The sequence below is a fragment of the Aeromonas sp. MR16 genome (assembly GCF_022549315.1).
In the GTDB taxonomy this organism is placed as follows: Bacteria; Pseudomonadota; Gammaproteobacteria; order Enterobacterales; family Aeromonadaceae; genus Aeromonas; species Aeromonas aquatica.
Genome location: NZ_JAKZFK010000007.1, coordinates 89,933 through 106,833 on the forward strand (window position 1 = coordinate 89,933; position 16,901 = coordinate 106,833).

The following is a 16,901-nucleotide window of genomic DNA, read 5'->3' on the forward strand; positions in this document are numbered from 1 at the left end:
GGAAACGTGAAATCAATGAAAGAGGGAACTGATATGGCACTGACCCGTGAGCAACAGATCCAGGCTATCGAGAAAGACTGGGCGGAGAACCCCCGCTGGAAAGGGATCAAGCGCGGCTACAGCGCCGAAGACGTGGTGAACCTGCGCGGCAGCTTGCAGCCAGCACATACCCTGGCCCAGCGCGGCGCCGACAAGCTGTGGGAGCTGATCCACGGCGGCGCCAGGAAGGGCTACGTCAACTGCCTCGGCGCCCTGACCGGTGGTCAGGCGGTGCAGCAGGCCAAGGCGGGCATCGAGGCCATCTACCTCTCCGGCTGGCAGGTGGCGGCGGACAACAACTTGTCCTCCACCATGTATCCGGATCAGTCCCTCTACCCGGCCAACTCTGTGCCGTCCGTGGTGGAGCGCATCAACAACTCCTTCGCCCGCGCCGACCAGATCCAGTGGGCCAACAAAGTGGGTCCGCAGGATGCCGGTTTCATCGACTACTTCCTGCCGATCGTGGCGGATGCCGAGGCCGGTTTCGGTGGCGTGCTCAACGCGTTTGAACTGATGAAGGGCATGATCGAAGCGGGCGCCGCCGGCGTGCACTTCGAAGATCAGCTGGCCTCCGTCAAGAAGTGCGGCCACATGGGTGGCAAGGTGCTGGTCCCCACCCAGGAAGCGGTGCAGAAGCTGGTCGCAGCACGTTTGGCAGCGGATGTCTGTGGCACTACCACGCTGGTGATCGCCCGTACCGACGCCAATGCCGCCGACCTGCTGACCACGGACGCCGACCCTTACGATGCTGGCTTCCTGACCGGTGAGCGTACCGCCGAGGGCTTCTACAAGGTGCAGGCCGGCATCGAGCAGGCCATCTCCCGCGGCCTCGCCTATGCCCCTTACGCCGACATGGTGTGGTGTGAAACCGCCAAGCCGGATCTGGACGAGGCGCGCCAGTTTGCCGAAGCCATCAAGGCCCAGTACCCGGACACCATACTGGCCTACAACTGCTCCCCCAGCTTCAACTGGAAGAAGAACCTGGACGATGCCACCATCGCCCGCTTCCAGCAGGAGCTGTCCGACATGGGCTACAAGTACCAGTTCATCACGCTCGCTGGAATTCATAACATGTGGTTCCACATGTACGAGCTGGCCTACCAGTACGCCCGTGGTGAGGGGATGAAACACTACGTCGAGATGGTGCAGGAGCCGGAATTTGCCGCCGCCAGCCGTGGTTACACCTTCGTGGCGCACCAGCAGGAAGTGGGCACGGGTTACTTCGACAAGGTCACTACCGTCATCCAGGGTGGGCAGTCGTCCGTCACTGCACTAACCGGCTCCACCGAAGAAGATCAGTTCCACTGATGACTGCATGATGCGAGCCATATCGCTAAAACAAAAACCCCGGCCTGGTGCCGGGGTTTCTTTTTTGCGCGTGAGACATGAAACGGGGCAATACCGCCGGGTCAGAGCTCGAGGATCTCTTTGACAAAGGGGATGGTGAGTTTGCGTTTGGCACGAAAGGAGGCGTTGTCGAGCTGATTGAGGGTGGCGAGCAAGGTGCGCATGTCACGCGACAGCCGGTTGAGCAGGAAGCGGCCCACGTCGATGGGCAGCTTGAAACCCCGCAGCTCGGCGCGCAGCTGCAAGGCGCTGAGCTTGCCCTCGTCGTCCAGCTCGTCGAGATGAAAACTCACCCCCCAGTCGAGGCGGGAGGCGAGATCCGGCAGTTGCAGACCCAGCTTGCGCGGCGCGCTGCAGCCGGTGACCACCAGGGTCCCCTCCCCCTTCTCCCGCCAGCGATTGTAGAAATCGAACAGGGCCCGCTCCCACAGCGCATTGCCGGCGATGGCTTCCAGACTGTCCAGACAGACCAGGGGCAGGCTTTCGAGGGCATCGAGCATGCTGGGATCCAGCTGTTCGAACTGATCGAGGGAGAGATAGGCCGCCGCCGCGTCGCGGGCGTTGACCTCGGCACAGGTGGCGTGCAACAGATGCGAGCGCCCGGATCCTTTGGCACCCCAGAAATAGAGGAAAGGTGCGCCCTGACCGATGGCCGCATTCTTGAGGGCGGTGATCAGATGGGCGTTGTTGCCGGGATAAAAACTGACGAAGGTTTCATCATCCGGTAATTGTACGGCTAAAGACAGTTGGGCCGGTTGCTTCACTCGTTGGGCTTTGACTGTGATATTTGAGGCCAAGTGTATCATCCAAGCGGCAGATAGAGAACCGCCCGGACTCGGCCGGGCGGTGATAACAAAGCTGACAGGATCAAGCTTGCGACCATGGGTAGCGCAGGTGGCTGCTTCTCAGACCGCTCGGAGCACCGCACAGCAACGCTCGACCGGGCGGTGATAACAAAGCTGACAGGATCAAGCCTGCGGCCATGGGGAGCGCAGACGGTTACTCCTCAGATCGTTCGAAGAACCGCACAGATACTCTCGGCCGGGCGGTGATAACAAAGCTGACAGGATCAAGCCTGCGGCCATGGGTAGCGCAGACGGTTACTTCTCAGATCGTTCGAAGAACCGCACAGATGCTCTCGGCCGGGCGGTGATAACAAAGCTGACAGGATCAAGCCTGCGACCATGGGTAGCGCAGGCTGGACTCAGCCCCCTGCCAATACCGGTGATCCGGACCCTTCCTCAGGATCAAGGCTGCGACCATTGATAGCGCAAGCCGCTCTCATTGTCTTCGATCTGGCGCAGCCGGCTCTCCAATTGCAGCCCCCGCACCAGCTCGGCCTTGTCCCCCTGCAGGGAGAGGTTGAAGGTGACCTTGTCCCCTTCCAGCTTGCCGATCGCCACCTTGCTGACGCTGGCCATGCCTTGCAGCATCTTCTGCAGCTGGATCATGCCGTCGATGCCGGCGAGTCCTTCCACCACCAGAGTCTGGCTGGAGATGGTACCTGAGAGGCGAGTGCCGTAGTTTTGCACCAGCCAGCCGGCCAGGGCATCGGCGAAGCCTTGGGCCACCTCGGCCTGAGAACCGGATCCTGCGCCCTTGGTCAGCTCGACCAGCTCACCACCGGCCTGAGTCCCCGGCTTGGGCCCGTACAGGCCCCAGTCGATGCTCCACTTGCCCTCTTCTTTCTCATCAGGGGCCAGCTTGCCCAGCACCACCATCTCGGCGCCGTAACGCTGGCTCGCCTTGAGGATGGGATCGGCGAAACGCCCCCACACATCGGTGGCATTGACCGCCATGTTGTCATCGAGATCCATCAGCGGAATGCTGACCGGCAGGCCCATGGCTTGCGTCTGGCCTCGCAGGGCGGCGGCCCAGCCATCGCTGGACTGATCCGGCAGGATGCGACGCTCCCCTTGATCGAGCACCAGCCAGATGGCCAACTGCGGACGCGCGGGTCCGAGCAGGGCAAACTTGCTCTGGGCGATCAGGGCGTTAACCTTGGTGACGTCAAAGTCGGCCTTGAGGAACTTGACCGGCCCCAGATCCTGATAGCCGTAGTGCTGCACATAGTCCCCCGGGGCGGCCAGCGCCTTGACCACCTCCGGCTGGGTGAGAATGTCCCGCTTGCCGGTCACCTTGATGAGCACCTCTCCCAGCGCCTGGGATTGGGCAGCGGTCATGTCGCCGCTGGTGGGCGCCTTGCCCTGATAGAGATCCGCCACCTGGGCGGCCGACACCACAAACGGCAGGCAGCAGCAGCAGAGGAGTGTCGCTAAGCGTTTAAGCATAAAGAAGATTCTCGAAATGGGAGATGGTGCTTATGGTAGCGGCAAGGCGCGCCTCCCAGCAAGGCAACCGGCAGGTGCAGCACCAAAAAGCGTGAAGCCGGCACGGGGCCGGCTTCACGGAGACAGAACCAAGACTTATTTGGTGCCGAAGATCTTGTCACCGGCATCGCCCAGGCCCGGGACAATGTAGCCTTTCTCGTTCAGACCCAGATCGATGGAGGCACAGTAGAGCTCCACATCCGGGTGAGCGGCTTCCAGTGCCTTGATGCCTTCGGGCGCTGCGACCAGCACCAACACCTTGATGGACTGGCAGCCCTTCTTCTTGAGCAGATCGATGGTGGCGATCATGGAGCCACCGGTGGCCAGCATGGGATCGATGACCAGCGCCAGGCGCTCTTCGATGTTGCTGACGATCTTCTCGAAGTAAGGGACGGGTTGCAGGGTCTCTTCATCGCGGTAGATGCCGACCACGCTGACGCGGGCGCTCGGCATGTGCTCCAGCACGCCATCCATCATGCCAAGACCGGCGCGCAGGATGGGCACGACTGTGACCTTCTTGCCCTTGATCTGGTCAACTTCTACTGGCCCGTTCCAACCATCGATGGTAACTTTCTCGGTTTCGAAGTCAGAGGTCGCTTCGTAGGTCAACAGACTGCCCACTTCCTTGGCCAGTTCACGGAAACGCTTGGTGCTGATATCGCCTTCGCGCATCAGCCCGATCTTGTGTTTGACCAGGGGGTGTTTGACTTCAACGACTTTCATTATTATCTCCTCAAACCGGCGCCAAAAAATCGCGGAATCATACAATAAAAGCCGCGGCTTGTAGAGCTTTTCCACGCAAAAACGCGCAAACGATTTCCTTTCTGCTTTTACCCGCCCACTGGTAGAATACGCCCCGAATTTTACCCTCCACTTCTTTATATGACGGGGAATACGCGTGACTGACAAAACCTCACTGAGCTACAAGGATGCTGGCGTAGATATCGATGCCGGCAATGCACTGGTTGAACGTATCAAAGGCGTGTCAAAACGTACTCGTCGTCCCGAAGTCCTTGGTGGTCTTGGCGGCTTTGGGGCCCTGTGTCAAATCCCTGCTGGCTACAAGGAACCGGTGCTGGTCTCCGGTACCGACGGGGTGGGCACCAAGCTGCGTCTGGCCATCGACCTGAAGAAGCACGACACCGTGGGCATCGATCTGGTGGCCATGTGCGTCAACGATCTGATCGTCCAAGGGGCAGAGCCCCTGTTCTTCCTCGACTACTACGCCACCGGCAAGCTGGACGTTGACACCGCCGCCGCCGTGGTGACCGGGATTGGTGTGGGCTGTGAGCAATCCGGCTGCGCCCTGGTGGGCGGCGAAACCGCCGAGATGCCGGGCATGTATGAAGGGGAAGACTACGACATCGCCGGTTTCTGCGTCGGTGTGGTGGAAAAGAGCGAGATCATCGACGGCAGCAAGGTCGGCGACGGGGATGCCCTGATCGCCCTGGCCGCAAGTGGCCCCCACTCCAACGGCTTCTCCCTGGTGCGCAAGATTTTGGAAGTCTCCAAGGCCGACGTACATCAGCCGCTGGGCGATACCACCCTGGCCAATGCCCTGCTGGAGCCGACCCGCATCTACGTGAAACCCGTGCTCAAGCTCATCAAGGAGTGCGAGATCCACGCCCTGTCCCACATCACCGGTGGCGGCTTCTGGGAGAACATCCCCCGCGTGCTGCCCGCCAACACCCAGGCGGTGATCGACGAGCAGAGCTGGCAGTGGCCGGCGGTGTTCAGCTGGCTACAACAGGCCGGCAACGTCACCCGCCACGAGATGTACCGCACCTTCAACTGCGGCGTCGGCATGATCATCGCGCTGCCCGCCTCCCAGCTTGAGAAGGCGCTGACCCTGCTCAAGGCCGAAGGGGAGAACGCCTGGCATATCGGCCATATCGCCAAGGCGGCCGATGGCGAGGAGCAGGTCATCATCCGATGAGCCCGATGACACGCATTCTGGTCCTTATCTCCGGCAGCGGCAGCAACCTGCAGGTCATCCTCGACGACTGCGCCAGCGGCAAGATCGCGGGCGAAGTGGTCGGCGTCATCAGCAACAAGGCCGATGCCTATGGGCTGGTGCGCGCCAAGGAAGCCGGGGTGGCCACCTCCATCCTGGCCCAGCAGCAATTTGCCAGCCGGGATGACTACGATCTCGCCCTGCAGGCGCTGATGGCGGACTACAAGCCGGATCTGGTGGTATTGGCCGGCTTTATGCGGATCCTGAGCGCCCCCCTGGTGCGTCATTTCGCGGGGAGGATGATCAACATCCACCCCTCGTTGCTGCCGAAATACCAGGGCTTGCACACCCACCAGCGCGCCATCGACGCCGGTGATAGCGAGCACGGCGCCAGCGTCCACTTCGTCACCGAGGAGCTCGACGGCGGCCCGGTGATCCTGCAGGCTCGTGTGCCCATCTTCGAGGGCGATGATGCCGATGACGTGGCGGCCAGGGTGCAAGCCCAGGAGCACAGCATCTACCCCCTGGTGGTGCAGTGGTTCTGCCAGGGGAGGCTGCGGATGCAAGCGGATGCGGCCTTGCTGGATGGTGCAGTACTCGGCCCGGCGGGTTATGCCAGCGAGTGACCGGACAACATGTGAAAAAGGAGGCCAATGGCCTCCTTTTTGTTTCTTAACTCACTCAACAGCCAGCATTTATGAATGATAAGATTGAATTTTACAGCTAAAAATCTTCATAAAACGGTCATTAACTAATACAAACCGCTGCCTTTTCTAGACCGGATTATCGATGTCGATAAAGGTCACCTCCAGCCCGTGCACGGTAGCAAGCCACTCCCCCAGCGCCTTGATACCGTAACGCTCGGTGGCGTGATGGCCGGCGGCATAGAAGTGCATCCCCATCTCGCGGGCGGTGTGGATGGTCTGCTCGGAGGCCTCACCTGAGATGAAGGCATCGATGCCCTGCTCCGCCGCCAGGTTGATGTAGCTCTGGCCGCCACCGGTACACCAGGCCACGGAGCGGATAAGCTCGGGACCAGTGTCGCCGCAATACAGCGGTTCACGGCCGAGCCGCTCGGCGATGCGTTTCGCGAAATCGGCGCCGCTCATGGGCTCCTCCAGCTTGCCCACCATGGCCACGCTCTTGCTGTTCCAGGGCTCGAGGCCGCGGCGCACCTTGATACCGAGCAACTTGGCGAGCTGGGCGTTGTTGCCCACCTCGGGATGCACGTCCAGCGGCAGGTGATAGGCGAACAGGTTGATGTCGTGGGTCAGCAGGGTCTTGAGGCGACGCTGCTTCATGCCGGTGATCTGGGCGGGTTCACCGCTCCAGAAGTAGCCGTGATGGACCAGGATGGCATCGGCGTTGACCGCCACGGCCGCGTCGATCAGCGCCTGACTGGCGGTGACGCCGGTGACCACGTGGCGAATGCGCTCGCGCCCCTCCACCTGCAGGCCATTGGGACAGTAGTCCTTGATGGCATGAGGTTCGAGCAGGTGGTTGAGCAGGGTTTCCAGTTTTCGATGAGAGATCATAAGGGTCTCCTAACACAGTCAGACCCTGCTCCTGCAGGCAACAGCAAGGTCCTGGGTTAAATCGTCAGGTACCCATGATAATCGAGCCGGGCCATCAAGGCCATGGCACTCAGGCAGACAACTCTATGCCCGCATCCCGCATCTGGGCCAGCTTGTAACGCAGGGTGCGCGGGCTGATGCCGAGTCGGTCGGCGACGGCCTTGCGGCTACCGTTGCACTCCTGCAGGGTGTCCAGGATGATCTGGTGCTCCTGCAACTTCAGCTCGCTCCCCAAGCCATCGCCCCCCGCCAGCCGCTCGAGCGGACGCACCAGCGCCTCGTCCGTCTCTTCCAGGATCAGCTGAGCGGAGCCAATCACCCCGTCCGGACTCAGGATCAGGGCGCGCTGCACCACGTTGTCGAGCTCGCGCACGTTGCCGGGCCAGGGGTGGGCCAGCAGGCGCGCGCGCGCATCATCCAGCAGCTGCGGCGCGGGCAGGCCCATCTGGTTGGCATGCAGCGCCAGCAGGTGCTCCGCCAGGGGCAGAATGTCCCCCGGCCGCTCCCAGAGCGAGCTCCAGCGCAGGGGGAAGACGTTGAGACGGTAGTAGAGATCCTCGCGGAACAGGCCGTCTTGCACCGCCTTCTTGAGATCCCGGTTGCTGGTGGCGATGACCCGCACATCGAGGGGGATCATCTTGCGACTGCCGAGCCGCTCCACTTCTTTTTCCTGTAACACCCGCAGCAACTTGGCCTGCAACCCCAGATCCATCTCGGTGATCTCATCCAGCAGCAGGGTACCGCCCTGGGCCTGTTCAAACTTGCCCGGGCACCCCTGCACGGCGCCGGTGAAGGCGCCCTTCTCGTAGCCAAACAGGGTCGCCTCCAGCATGTTCTCCGGAATGGCGGCGCAGTTGATGGCGACGAAGCTCTGCTCGGCGCGGCTGGAGTTGTCGTGAATGTAGCGGGCCAGCACCTCTTTGCCGGTACCGCTCGGGCCGGTCACCATGACGGTGGCCTCGCTTCTGGCCACCCGGGTCGCCAGCTGGAACAGCTCGGCCGTCCTGGGATCCCCGTACACCACGGCCCGCTTCTCGACCTTCTGGGCCGGCACGTAGCGGCTGACCTGGTTGAGCAGCACCTCGGGGGAGAAGGGCTTGGCGAGGTAATCGATGGCCCCCTCCCGCATGGCGCGCACGGCGCCATCGATGTTGGCATGGGCCGTCATCAAGAGCACGGGCACCTGGGGATATTGCTGGCGGATGTTGGCCAGCAGGGTCAGGCCGTCCATGCCCCCCATCTGGATGTCCGAGATGACCATGTCGAAGCGCTGGCGCGACAGGGAGAGCAGGGCCCGTTCACCACTGTCGGCTTCACGGCATTCGTAGCCGCCGAGCAGCAGGGTATCCACCAGCGCCTCGCGCAGGCCGTTGTCATCTTCCACTACCAGAATACGGGCCTGGGTCATGCTACTGCTCCCACGGCCAACCTGGCCTTATCGTGATGTATACCCGCAGAGCGGCTGGCCTCGGCCAGCACGCGGGATCCGACGCGGCTCATGCCACACCTCCAAGCCGCACCGCCTGCTGATGCAGGGGGAACGACAGGGTAAAACAGGTCCCTTCTCCGGGGACCGAGGCCACGCTGACCTCTCCCTGATGGGCACGCACCACGGATTGCACCACGGCAAGCCCGAGGCCTGTGCCCTGGGAGCGGGTGGTGAAGAAGGGTTCGAAGATCTGGTTGAGCAACTGGGCGGGCATCCCCTTGCCGTTGTCGAGAATGCGCAGCTCCACCCGGCCACTGCTGCGCACCGCGCTGATGAGCAGCGAGTTGGCCCCGGCCTGCTGGGCGTTGGCGATCAGGTTGTTGATGGCGCCCGCCAGGGCATTGCTGTTGGCCAGCAGCCAGAGATCCGGCTCCGGAGCCTCCATCTGCAGGGTGCAGCCCTGTTGCTGGCAGAACGCCTCGGCACCGGCCTGCACCTCCGCCAGCAACCCCTGTACGGACACGGGCGCGACCACCTGGTTGTCGCCGTTGCGGGCGAACAGCAGGATGTCGTTGATCTGTTTTTCCAGATCCTGCAGCCTGGCCATCAATTTTTGCTGGAACTGGCTGCGGGATTCGGGCTTGAGGGTGCGGTTCGCGAGGTTCGCCGCATAGAGCATGGCGGCGGAGAGCGGGGTGCGGATCTGGTGTGCAAGCGAGGCGGCCATGTTGCCAAGGGCCGACAGCCGTTTCATGTGGTTGACCCTGTCCTGCAGCTGGCGGGTCTCGGTGAGATCGGTGATGAACACCAGCTGGCCGGGTTGATCCTGCAGCGGTTGGGTCGAGAGCTGAACCCGACGTCCATCGCGCAGGGAGATCTCGTGACCGTCGTCCTCGCGAGGCTCGAAACAGCGGTCGATGATCTGGCGCCAGAGTTGACCCTGCAGCGGCTCTCCCAGCAAAGCGAGGGCGGCCGGGTTGGCACGGGTGATCCGGCCTTCCCCATCGAGCAGCAGCACGCCGGTCGGCAGTGCCTGGAAGATGGCGTAGAGCTGGCTCACCTCGTGAGACTGGAGCGGGTTGTCCTGCTGGGCGATTGTCATAAACCTGACCTCAAACTGGGTTTGGGATCAGGTTATTCAATTTTCATGCCAGTAAAATAACAACTACATATCAATGCATTAGACATTTGGTGTCAAAGCATTGACCTCAGGATCGGTTCAGGCTCTGTCGCCAGAGGCCCTCGGCAGGGAGAGCCACGCAGGGTCCTTGCTCAGGATCTCGCAGCCAGAGCCATGGCCGCTGTTCAGATGTCCTTGCTCATGCCGTACTTCTTCATCTTCTCCACCAGGGTGGTGCGACGCATGCTGAGCAAGTCGGCGGCGCGGGCCACCACCCCCTCCTGGGACTCCAGAGCCTGGCGGATCAGCTCCACCTCGAGATCGGCCAGCATCTCCTTGAGATTGACCCCCTCCTGTGGCAACTGCATGGGGAGCGAGACACCGCTGCCGGGCTCCGGCTCGAGGGGCGTCTGGAACACGGCGGCCAGGGCATCGCGCTCGTCCATCTCGGTGAGCCGCTCATCGCGAGGCTCGCAGGGCAGCAGGCGATAACGGCTCGGCAGGTCCACCACATCGACGATCTGGTTCGGATAGAGGATCAGCAGCCGCTCGATGAGGTTCGACAGCTCGCGCACGTTGCCGGGCCAGGGGTACTGCATGATGGATTCCATGGCGCGCTGGGTCAGGCGGATGATCCCCCTGTGCTGCTCGGCATGGCGATTGAGCAGCTCCTGCAGCAGCAAGGGGATGTCGTCGCAGCGCTCGCGCAGGGGCGGCGTCTCGATGGGGAAGACGTTGAGGCGATAGTAGAGATCCTCGCGGAACAGCTGGGTGCGGATCATCGCCTCCAGATCTCTGTGGGTCGCCGCGATGACGCGCACGTCTGCCTGCACCGGCTTGCCGCCGCCCACTCTGTCGAACAGGCGTTCCTGCAGCACCCGCAGCAGCTTGACCTGCATCGGCAGCGGCATGTCGCCTATCTCATCGAGGAACAGGGTGCCACCCTGGGCCAGCTCGAAGCGGCCGCGACGGGCCGCGATGGCGCCGGTGAAGGCGCCCTTCTCGTGCCCGAACAGCTCGCTCTCCAGGAGCTCAGCCGGAATGGCGCCACAGTTGATGGGCACGAAGGGGCCGCCGCTGCGGGAGGAGAGTTCGTGGATGGCGCGGGCCACCACCTCTTTGCCGGTCCCGGACTCCCCCAGGATCAGCACGTTGGCCTCGGTTTCCGCGACCTGACCGATGAGGCGACGCACCTCCTGAATGCCCCTGCCCTTGCCCACCAGCAGCCGCAACAGGGTCTGACCCTTGTCGTGCAGTTGCTGGCGCGGGTGCAATGAGATGAAGGCCTGGCAGAAATGCAGGTGGCGAGTCAACGACTCGTAGGTGAAGGGGGTATCACTGCCACCGATGAAGTTGCTGTTGGGATGACTGGCCTCAATCAGGGAGAGGAACGGGATCCGGGGGAAGGCGGCGAGCAGCTCGCCGAGGGGGCGCTCCTGCAGTTCTCCCGTCAATATCCCTTGCAGCGGGCCGGACGATTCGATGGCCACATCCAGCTCAGGCTCCGCCACCTCTTGCCAGGGGATCCCCATGAACGAAAGCACTGTCCCCAGCTGCTGGCGCCGCTGTTCATCGGCATCGACAATCAATACCTCCATTGCCATCCTCTCCATCCTTTTCTGCACCTGAAGCCAAATTGTTTGTTTTTCTCGTGCTTATATGGCTAGCCATGCACGTTTTAAGGGGCACAAAGTGCCAAAATAATGGCGGATTGTCAAAAGCTGTCGCGATCTGTTCCGTTCATCGGGATGGGGATCACAACCGGCGTATTTTAATCATTGATAGCTGGCGGTAAGACCGCCGATACAGGGGCGGGAGGCAGAGCGGGGACAGGCTCCGACCGAGGTCGGAGCCAAACTCGGGACTCAGTGCTTGAGCTGACCGTGGGGGGCGGCGTAACGGCACTGGGGGAAGCGGCTGCAGGCCAGGAACAGACGGCCGACATGGGGACCCTTCTTGGCCTCCCGCTCCACCAGAGGGGCATCGCAGCGAGGGCAGTGCGGCGTGGCTGAAGGCTGATCCTCCTCCTCGTCCAGGCTGCCGAACAGGTTGTCCACCAGCTCGGGATCCGGCTCGACCAACACCGGCTTGGCGGCTTGCGACACCGATGCGACCGGCGCCTGCCCCCCATGACGCGGTTCGCTCAGATCCACGCCATCGAGCAGCAGCGGACTGAAGGTGGGCTCACGGCGCTCCCCTGGCAACAGATCCTCAACCTGAGGAGTGGCCTTGCTTAGCAGCGGCAACAGCTGCTCGCGCAGCTCATCCACCTGATAGTGGCTGCTGGCCGGGATCTGCAACAGGGGCAGACCCGCGCCATCACAGGCCTCTTTCAGGAACAGATCCCGCGCCTTGCGCTTCTGGTGACGGTGGGAGCTGTCATCGAGTTCGATGGCGCAGAGGAAGGAGAGATCCGCCGGATGGCAGAGCAGATAATCGAAGTGCTTGGCACTGATCCGGTTGAATGCCTGCTGCCACTTGCTCTTGCCCATGCGCGCTTGTGGGGTCAACACATCGGCGACCCGGACCTTGGCAAAGACTCGCGCCCGGTCGCCCACCGCCAGATCCAGCACCCCGAGGAAAGATCGCTCGGCCGGGCTGAACAGGGTCTCCTGCAGATCATAGGGCGACACCTTGCCTTTCTTGCCTCTGCCCCAGACGATCGCCAGCAGGAGCAGTACCAACAACACCAATCCCGATACGACAAGGCTATTCATAAGCGCAGATCCCATTCACAAGACATATCCTGTTCACAAAACGTGGAGAAGAAGGGGCAACACTCTAGCACGGGGGGCCTTGCACAGGCAGAGCAGAAATGGAGCCCTCCTCCTGCCTCCGCGTTTTTTCACCACTTTTGCACGAGGCGGGGCTTCATATGGCCTGCCACAGCAGGCACAATGAGGGGGGAACCCACTCACAGGAGAGCAGGATGCAAAAGCAATTGGTCGTCACCGTCATCGGAACAGACAAGCCCGGCATCGTCGAGAGTCTGGCCGATACCATCAGCCGCCAGCAGGGCAACTGGCTGGCCAGCTCCATGAGTGAACTGGCAGGACAATTTGCCGGCATTTTGCACGTGAGCGTCCCCGATGAACACTACCGCAGCCTGTGCGAGGCGCTGGTGATGCTGCCGGGTCTGACCGTGAGCTTTGCCGAAGGCCAACTCAGCCAGGAACCCGCACGCCAGATGATGCTGACCGTCACCGGCAACGACAGGCCGGGCATCGTCCACGAGGTGGCCAGCATACTGCGTCAGCTCAACATCAACGTCGCCGATCTCACCACCGGCTGCGAGCCCGCGCCCCACTCGGGCGCCCCCTTGTTCTACGCCCATGCCCTGGTCGCCTTGCCCCCCCAGCTCGAGCAAGACGATCTCGTCGCGGCGCTGGAGTCCCTCTCCGATGATCTCGTCGTCGACATCGATCAAGACCTGACCGAATAGTGCCGGCCGTCATAAAATTGTCATGGTTTGACGCCATAACTGCCGCGCAGACGCAACCTGATCACAGAGGCACCAGATGAGCACCGACAAGCAGTATGAAGAGAAAGAGCTGAGTTGGCTCTCATTCAATGAACGGGTGTTGCAAGAGGCGATGGACAAGACGGTCCCCCTCATCGAGCGGGTCCGCTTCCTCGGGATCTTCTCCTCCAACCAGGACGAGTTTTTCAAGGTACGGGTCTCGGACGTCAAGCGCCGCATCCTCATCAACGAGGTGCACGGCGGCGACGACGAGGCCAAGGTGCTGCTGCGCGCCATCCAGCAGAAGGTGATGGCGCTCGGCGAGGCATTCGACAACACCTATAAAGAGCTGCTGATAGCGCTCGCCCGTCACAACATCTTCCTGGTCAACGAGAGCCAGATCTCCGACTCCATTCAGCAGTGGCTGCGGGTCTTCTTCCGGGAGAAGGTGTTGCGTCACATCATCCCCATCCTGCTCAACAAGGAGGTCAACCCGGTCAAGTTCTTGAAAGACGAGCACACCTACCTCGCCATCGAGATGAAGAAGAACGGCCAGGTGATCCAGTACGCCCTGGTGGAGGTGCCGACCGACGATCTGCCCCGCTTCTTCCAGCTGCCGCCGGAGGGGACCCGCCGCAAGAAGCAGATCATCATCCTGGATAACGTCATCCGCTTCTGCCTCGACGAGATCTTCAAGGGCTTCTTCGACTACGACGAGATAGCGGCCTACGCGGTCAAGCTGACCCGGGATGCGGAGTACGATCTCTCCGACCAGCTCGACCTCAGCCTGGTGGACAAGATGAGTGACGGCTTGAAGCAGCGCCTCACCGCCATGCCGGTGCGCTTCGTCTACGAGCGGGAGATGCCCGCCGCCATGATAAGCTTCCTCAAGCTCAAGCTGCAGATCAGCTCCTACGACGCCATCATGCCCGGCGGTCGTTATCACAACTTCAAGGATTTCATCGGCTTCCCCAACGTGGGCCGGGACTATCTGGAAAACCCCAAGCTGCCGGCCCTCGATTGCCGCGACTTCGACGGCTTCGTCAACGCCTTCGACGCCATCACCAAGCAGGATATTCTGCTGTATTACCCCTATCACAAGTTCCACCACTTCACGGAACTGGTGCGTCAGGCAGCCTTTGATCCGGCGGTGAGCGCCATCCGCATCAATATCTACCGGGTCGCCAAGAAGTCGCGCATCATCCACTCCCTCATCGACGCCGCCAACAACGGCAAGAAGGTGACGGTGGTGGTCGAGCTGCGCGCCCGTTTCGACGAGGCGGCCAACATCGACTGGGCCAACATCCTCACCGATGCGGGGGTCAAGGTGGTGTTCGGGGTGCCGAGCCTCAAGATCCACTCCAAGCTCTGCCTCATCACCCGCCACGAGCATGGCGAGGCGGTGCGCTACGCCCACATCGGCACCGGCAACTTCAACGAGAAGACCGCCAAGATCTACACCGACTTCTCCCTGCTGACCCGCCACCCGGACATCACCGCCGAGGTGGAGGGGGTGTTCGAATACATCGAATATCCCTACCGGCGCTACAAGTTCAACCACCTGCTGGTCTCCCCCATCAACAGCCGCCGCCAGCTCTATCGCCTCATCGACGCCGAGCTCGCCAACGCCAAGGCGGGTCAGCCCAGCGGCATCACCCTCAAGATCAACAACCTGGTGGACAGGGACCTCATCAACCGGCTCTACGCCGCCGGCCAGGCCGGGGTGCCGATCCAGATGATCATCCGTGGCATGTGCGCCCTGCGCCCCGGCGTGCCGGGCCTGAGTGACAACATCCAGGTCATCAGCATCATCGACCGCTTCCTCGAGCACCCGCGGGTCATGGTGTTCCACAACAGGGGCAACCCCCAGCTGTTCATCTCCAGCGCCGACTGGATGAGCCGCAACATCGACGGCCGGATCGAGGTGGGGACCCCCATCTACGACGAGCGTCTGAAACAACGCATCCTGGATATTCTCCAGCTGCAGCTCAGCGATACCTGCAAGGCAAGGGTCATCGATGCAGGCCAGAGCAACGAATACGTGAAGCGGGGCAACCGCCGCAAGGTGCGTTCTCAGGTCGCGATTTACGACTACCTCAAACGCATAGAGTCAAACCATGGACAATAGTCTGTACGCCGCTGTCGATCTGGGCTCGAACAGCTTTCACATGGTCATCGCCCGCCTCAATGAGGGACGGATGCAGATCGTCGATCGCCTCAAGGAACGGGTCCGGCTCGCGGAGGGCATGGACGAGCAGCGCCGCATGTCGGACGAGGCCATGGCACGAGGCCTCGATTGCCTCGCCCTGTTCGCCGAGCGGCTGACCAACATCAAGCCGGATCAGATCCGCATCGCTGGCACCTATACCCTGCGCCGCGCCAGCAACGCCCGCGCCTTCGTGAGCGAGGCGGTCAAGGTTTTGAACCATCCCATCGAGATCATCAGCGGCCAGGAAGAGGCGCGCCTCATCTATCAGGGGGTGGCTCACACCCAGCACGTCGAGGGCCAGGTGCTGGTGGTGGACATCGGCGGCGGCAGCACCGAGCTCATCATCGGCGAGGGCTTCGATCACAAGGCCCTGACCAGCCGCAAGATGGGTTGTGTCAGCTTCACCCAGAGCTTCTTTGGGAACGGCAAGCTGAGCGAGAGGGCTTTCAACAACGCCGTGCTGGAAGCGCAGCATCAGCTCGCCCCCATCGTCAACCAATACCGCAAGCTCGGCTGGCAGAGCTGCCTCGGCAGCTCGGGCTCCATTCGTACCGTGCGGGATGTGTTGCAGGGGGAAGGCTGGACCGATGGCAGCATCACGCTGGCGGGGCTGGAGCGCCTCAAACAGGAGATGCTCGCACACAAGAGGGTCGATCAGCTCAAGCTCGCGGGTCTGACCGAGGAGCGCCAGGAGGTGTTCGCCGCGGCGGTGGCCATACTGCTCGGGCTCTTCACCTCCCTGCCCATCGATCGGATGGAATATTCCGACGGCGCCCTGCGCGAGGGGCTGCTGTACGAGTTCGAGGAGCGACTGCAGCATCACGACATCCGCGAGCGCACCGCCCTGGCACTGTCCACCCACTATCGCATCGACAAGCGCCAGGCGGCCCGGGTCGAGCACAGCGTGCTCTCCCTGTTCGATGCCTTGAGCGATCCCTGGCAGATGCCCATCGAACCCTACCGCGCCATCCTCGGCTGGGCGGCGCGGTTGCACGAGATTGGCCTCGCCATCAACTACAGCGGCATCCATCGCCACTCCGCCTACATCTTGCAAAACACCGATCTACCCGGTTTCAACCAGGACGATCAGGCCCTGCTGGCGGCCCTGGTGCGCTTTCAGCGCAAGGGGCTCAAGCTCTCCGAGCTGCCCGCCCTGCCCAACCACGACGAACAGACGGTGCTGCGCTGCATCCGTATCCTGCGCCTCGCGGTCGCGGCCCACCACAGGCGCCAGGACAACCTGCTGCCAGAGTGGCGCGTACAGGCCGCCGAAGATCAGTTGGTGGTCACCCTGCCACTCGACTGGTGCGACGAAAACCGCCTGCTGATGCAGAACCTGGAAAAAGAGCACCGTTATTGCCAGGAGCAGGGCTGGCCCCTGCTGTTCCAGCTCGGGTGATCCCTCACCTCAGACGAAAAGAGGCAGCCCATCGGCTGCC

General features: G+C 62.2%; 14 protein-coding genes. 6 read left to right on the forward strand and 8 right to left on the reverse strand.

Features of this window, described 5'->3' with window-relative positions:
* Positions 1 to 33: 33 nt before the first annotated feature.
* Positions 34 to 1,347 carry an isocitrate lyase gene (aceA, locus tag MM194_RS07765; protein WP_241343232.1) on the forward strand — a complete coding sequence of 438 codons (1,314 nt, stop codon included), beginning with the start codon at positions 34 to 36 and terminating at the stop codon, positions 1,345 to 1,347.
* A 101-nt stretch (positions 1,348 to 1,448) separates the two neighbouring features.
* Here the strand turns inward: aceA and hda are convergent, their stop codons facing one another.
* The 3 genes from hda to upp all read right to left on the reverse strand — a co-directional run bounded on the left by hda (position 1,449) and on the right by upp (position 4,439).
* Positions 1,449 to 2,150 carry a DnaA inactivator Hda gene (gene hda, locus MM194_RS07770; RefSeq protein ID WP_241343233.1) on the reverse strand — a complete coding sequence of 234 codons (702 nt, stop codon included), beginning with the start codon at positions 2,148 to 2,150 and terminating at the stop codon, positions 1,449 to 1,451.
* Positions 2,151 to 2,633: 483 nt separating this feature from the next.
* The gene (locus MM194_RS07775) at positions 2,634 to 3,677 is read right to left on the reverse strand and encodes a DUF2066 domain-containing protein (protein WP_241343234.1); all 1,044 of its coding nucleotides are present in this window, start codon (positions 3,675 to 3,677) and stop codon (positions 2,634 to 2,636) included.
* A 135-nt stretch (positions 3,678 to 3,812) separates the two neighbouring features.
* Positions 3,813 to 4,439 (reverse strand): uracil phosphoribosyltransferase, encoded by a 627-nt coding sequence (upp, locus tag MM194_RS07780; protein WP_033131152.1) that lies wholly within the window; start codon positions 4,437 to 4,439, stop codon positions 3,813 to 3,815.
* Between the two features lie 175 nt (positions 4,440 to 4,614).
* On the opposite strand from upp, the gene purM reads away from it, so the two are divergent.
* Together purM and purN are read left to right on the forward strand one after the other, a co-directional pair.
* Entirely contained in the window at positions 4,615 to 5,652 is a 1,038-nt protein-coding gene (purM, locus tag MM194_RS07785; RefSeq protein WP_033131151.1) for a phosphoribosylformylglycinamidine cyclo-ligase, read from the forward strand.
* A 5-nt stretch (positions 5,653 to 5,657) separates the two neighbouring features.
* Complete coding sequence (gene purN / locus MM194_RS07790) at positions 5,658 to 6,296, forward strand: phosphoribosylglycinamide formyltransferase (RefSeq protein ID WP_033131223.1); 639 nt, start codon at positions 5,658 to 5,660, stop codon at positions 6,294 to 6,296.
* A 147-nt stretch (positions 6,297 to 6,443) separates the two neighbouring features.
* On the opposite strand, the gene MM194_RS07795 is transcribed toward purN, so the two are convergent.
* From MM194_RS07795 to MM194_RS07815, 5 genes are all read right to left on the reverse strand, one after another.
* Complete coding sequence (locus tag MM194_RS07795) at positions 6,444 to 7,205, reverse strand: Nif3-like dinuclear metal center hexameric protein (RefSeq protein ID WP_277605071.1); 762 nt, start codon at positions 7,203 to 7,205, stop codon at positions 6,444 to 6,446.
* Positions 7,206 to 7,314: 109 nt separating this feature from the next.
* On the reverse strand, positions 7,315 to 8,652 hold the full coding sequence (locus MM194_RS07800) for a sigma-54 dependent transcriptional regulator (protein ID WP_241343235.1): 1,338 nt from the start codon (positions 8,650 to 8,652) through the stop codon (positions 7,315 to 7,317).
* Between the two features lie 88 nt (positions 8,653 to 8,740).
* Positions 8,741 to 9,775, reverse strand: a complete 1,035-nt coding sequence (locus MM194_RS07805) for an ATP-binding protein (protein WP_241343236.1) — start codon at positions 9,773 to 9,775, stop codon at positions 8,741 to 8,743.
* A 203-nt stretch (positions 9,776 to 9,978) separates the two neighbouring features.
* Entirely contained in the window at positions 9,979 to 11,397 is a 1,419-nt protein-coding gene (locus MM194_RS07810; RefSeq protein WP_277605072.1) for a sigma-54 dependent transcriptional regulator, read from the reverse strand.
* A 261-nt stretch (positions 11,398 to 11,658) separates the two neighbouring features.
* Positions 11,659 to 12,510 carry a DUF2726 domain-containing protein gene (locus MM194_RS07815; RefSeq protein WP_241343238.1) on the reverse strand — a complete coding sequence of 284 codons (852 nt, stop codon included), beginning with the start codon at positions 12,508 to 12,510 and terminating at the stop codon, positions 11,659 to 11,661.
* A gap of 212 nt (positions 12,511 to 12,722) precedes the next feature.
* Between MM194_RS07815 and MM194_RS07820 the strand changes: the two genes are divergently transcribed.
* The 3 genes from MM194_RS07820 to ppx all read left to right on the forward strand — a co-directional run bounded on the left by MM194_RS07820 (position 12,723) and on the right by ppx (position 16,861).
* Positions 12,723 to 13,235 carry an ACT domain-containing protein gene (locus tag MM194_RS07820; RefSeq protein ID WP_033131145.1) on the forward strand — a complete coding sequence of 171 codons (513 nt, stop codon included), beginning with the start codon at positions 12,723 to 12,725 and terminating at the stop codon, positions 13,233 to 13,235.
* A gap of 76 nt (positions 13,236 to 13,311) precedes the next feature.
* The gene (gene ppk1 / locus MM194_RS07825) at positions 13,312 to 15,381 is read left to right on the forward strand and encodes a polyphosphate kinase 1 (protein WP_241343239.1); all 2,070 of its coding nucleotides are present in this window, start codon (positions 13,312 to 13,314) and stop codon (positions 15,379 to 15,381) included.
* Positions 15,371 to 16,861, forward strand: coding sequence for an exopolyphosphatase (gene ppx / locus MM194_RS07830; RefSeq protein WP_241343240.1), 1,491 nt, complete (start codon positions 15,371 to 15,373; stop codon positions 16,859 to 16,861). The genes ppk1 and ppx overlap by 11 nt, the downstream gene beginning before the upstream one ends.
* Positions 16,862 to 16,901 lie beyond the last annotated feature (40 nt).

Coding starts and splice junctions, on each gene's coding strand:
- MM194_RS07805 (WP_241343236.1), bottom strand. CDS start 9,775: ATGACAATCGCCCAGCAGGACAACCCGCTCCAGTCTCACGAGGTGAGC.
- MM194_RS07800 (WP_241343235.1), bottom strand. CDS start 8,652: ATGACCCAGGCCCGTATTCTGGTAGTGGAAGATGACAACGGCCTGCGC.
- purN (WP_033131223.1), top strand. CDS start 5,658: ATGACACGCATTCTGGTCCTTATCTCCGGCAGCGGCAGCAACCTGCAG.
- MM194_RS07820 (WP_033131145.1), top strand. CDS start 12,723: ATGCAAAAGCAATTGGTCGTCACCGTCATCGGAACAGACAAGCCCGGC.
- ppx (WP_241343240.1), top strand. CDS start 15,371: ATGGACAATAGTCTGTACGCCGCTGTCGATCTGGGCTCGAACAGCTTT.
- aceA (WP_241343232.1), top strand. CDS start 34: ATGGCACTGACCCGTGAGCAACAGATCCAGGCTATCGAGAAAGACTGG.
- MM194_RS07815 (WP_241343238.1), bottom strand. CDS start 12,510: ATGAATAGCCTTGTCGTATCGGGATTGGTGTTGTTGGTACTGCTCCTG.
- MM194_RS07795 (WP_277605071.1), bottom strand. CDS start 7,205: ATGATCTCTCATCGAAAACTGGAAACCCTGCTCAACCACCTGCTCGAA.
- upp (WP_033131152.1), bottom strand. CDS start 4,439: ATGAAAGTCGTTGAAGTCAAACACCCCCTGGTCAAACACAAGATCGGG.
- MM194_RS07810 (WP_277605072.1), bottom strand. CDS start 11,397: ATGGCAATGGAGGTATTGATTGTCGATGCCGATGAACAGCGGCGCCAG.
- MM194_RS07775 (WP_241343234.1), bottom strand. CDS start 3,677: ATGCTTAAACGCTTAGCGACACTCCTCTGCTGCTGCTGCCTGCCGTTT.
- ppk1 (WP_241343239.1), top strand. CDS start 13,312: ATGAGCACCGACAAGCAGTATGAAGAGAAAGAGCTGAGTTGGCTCTCA.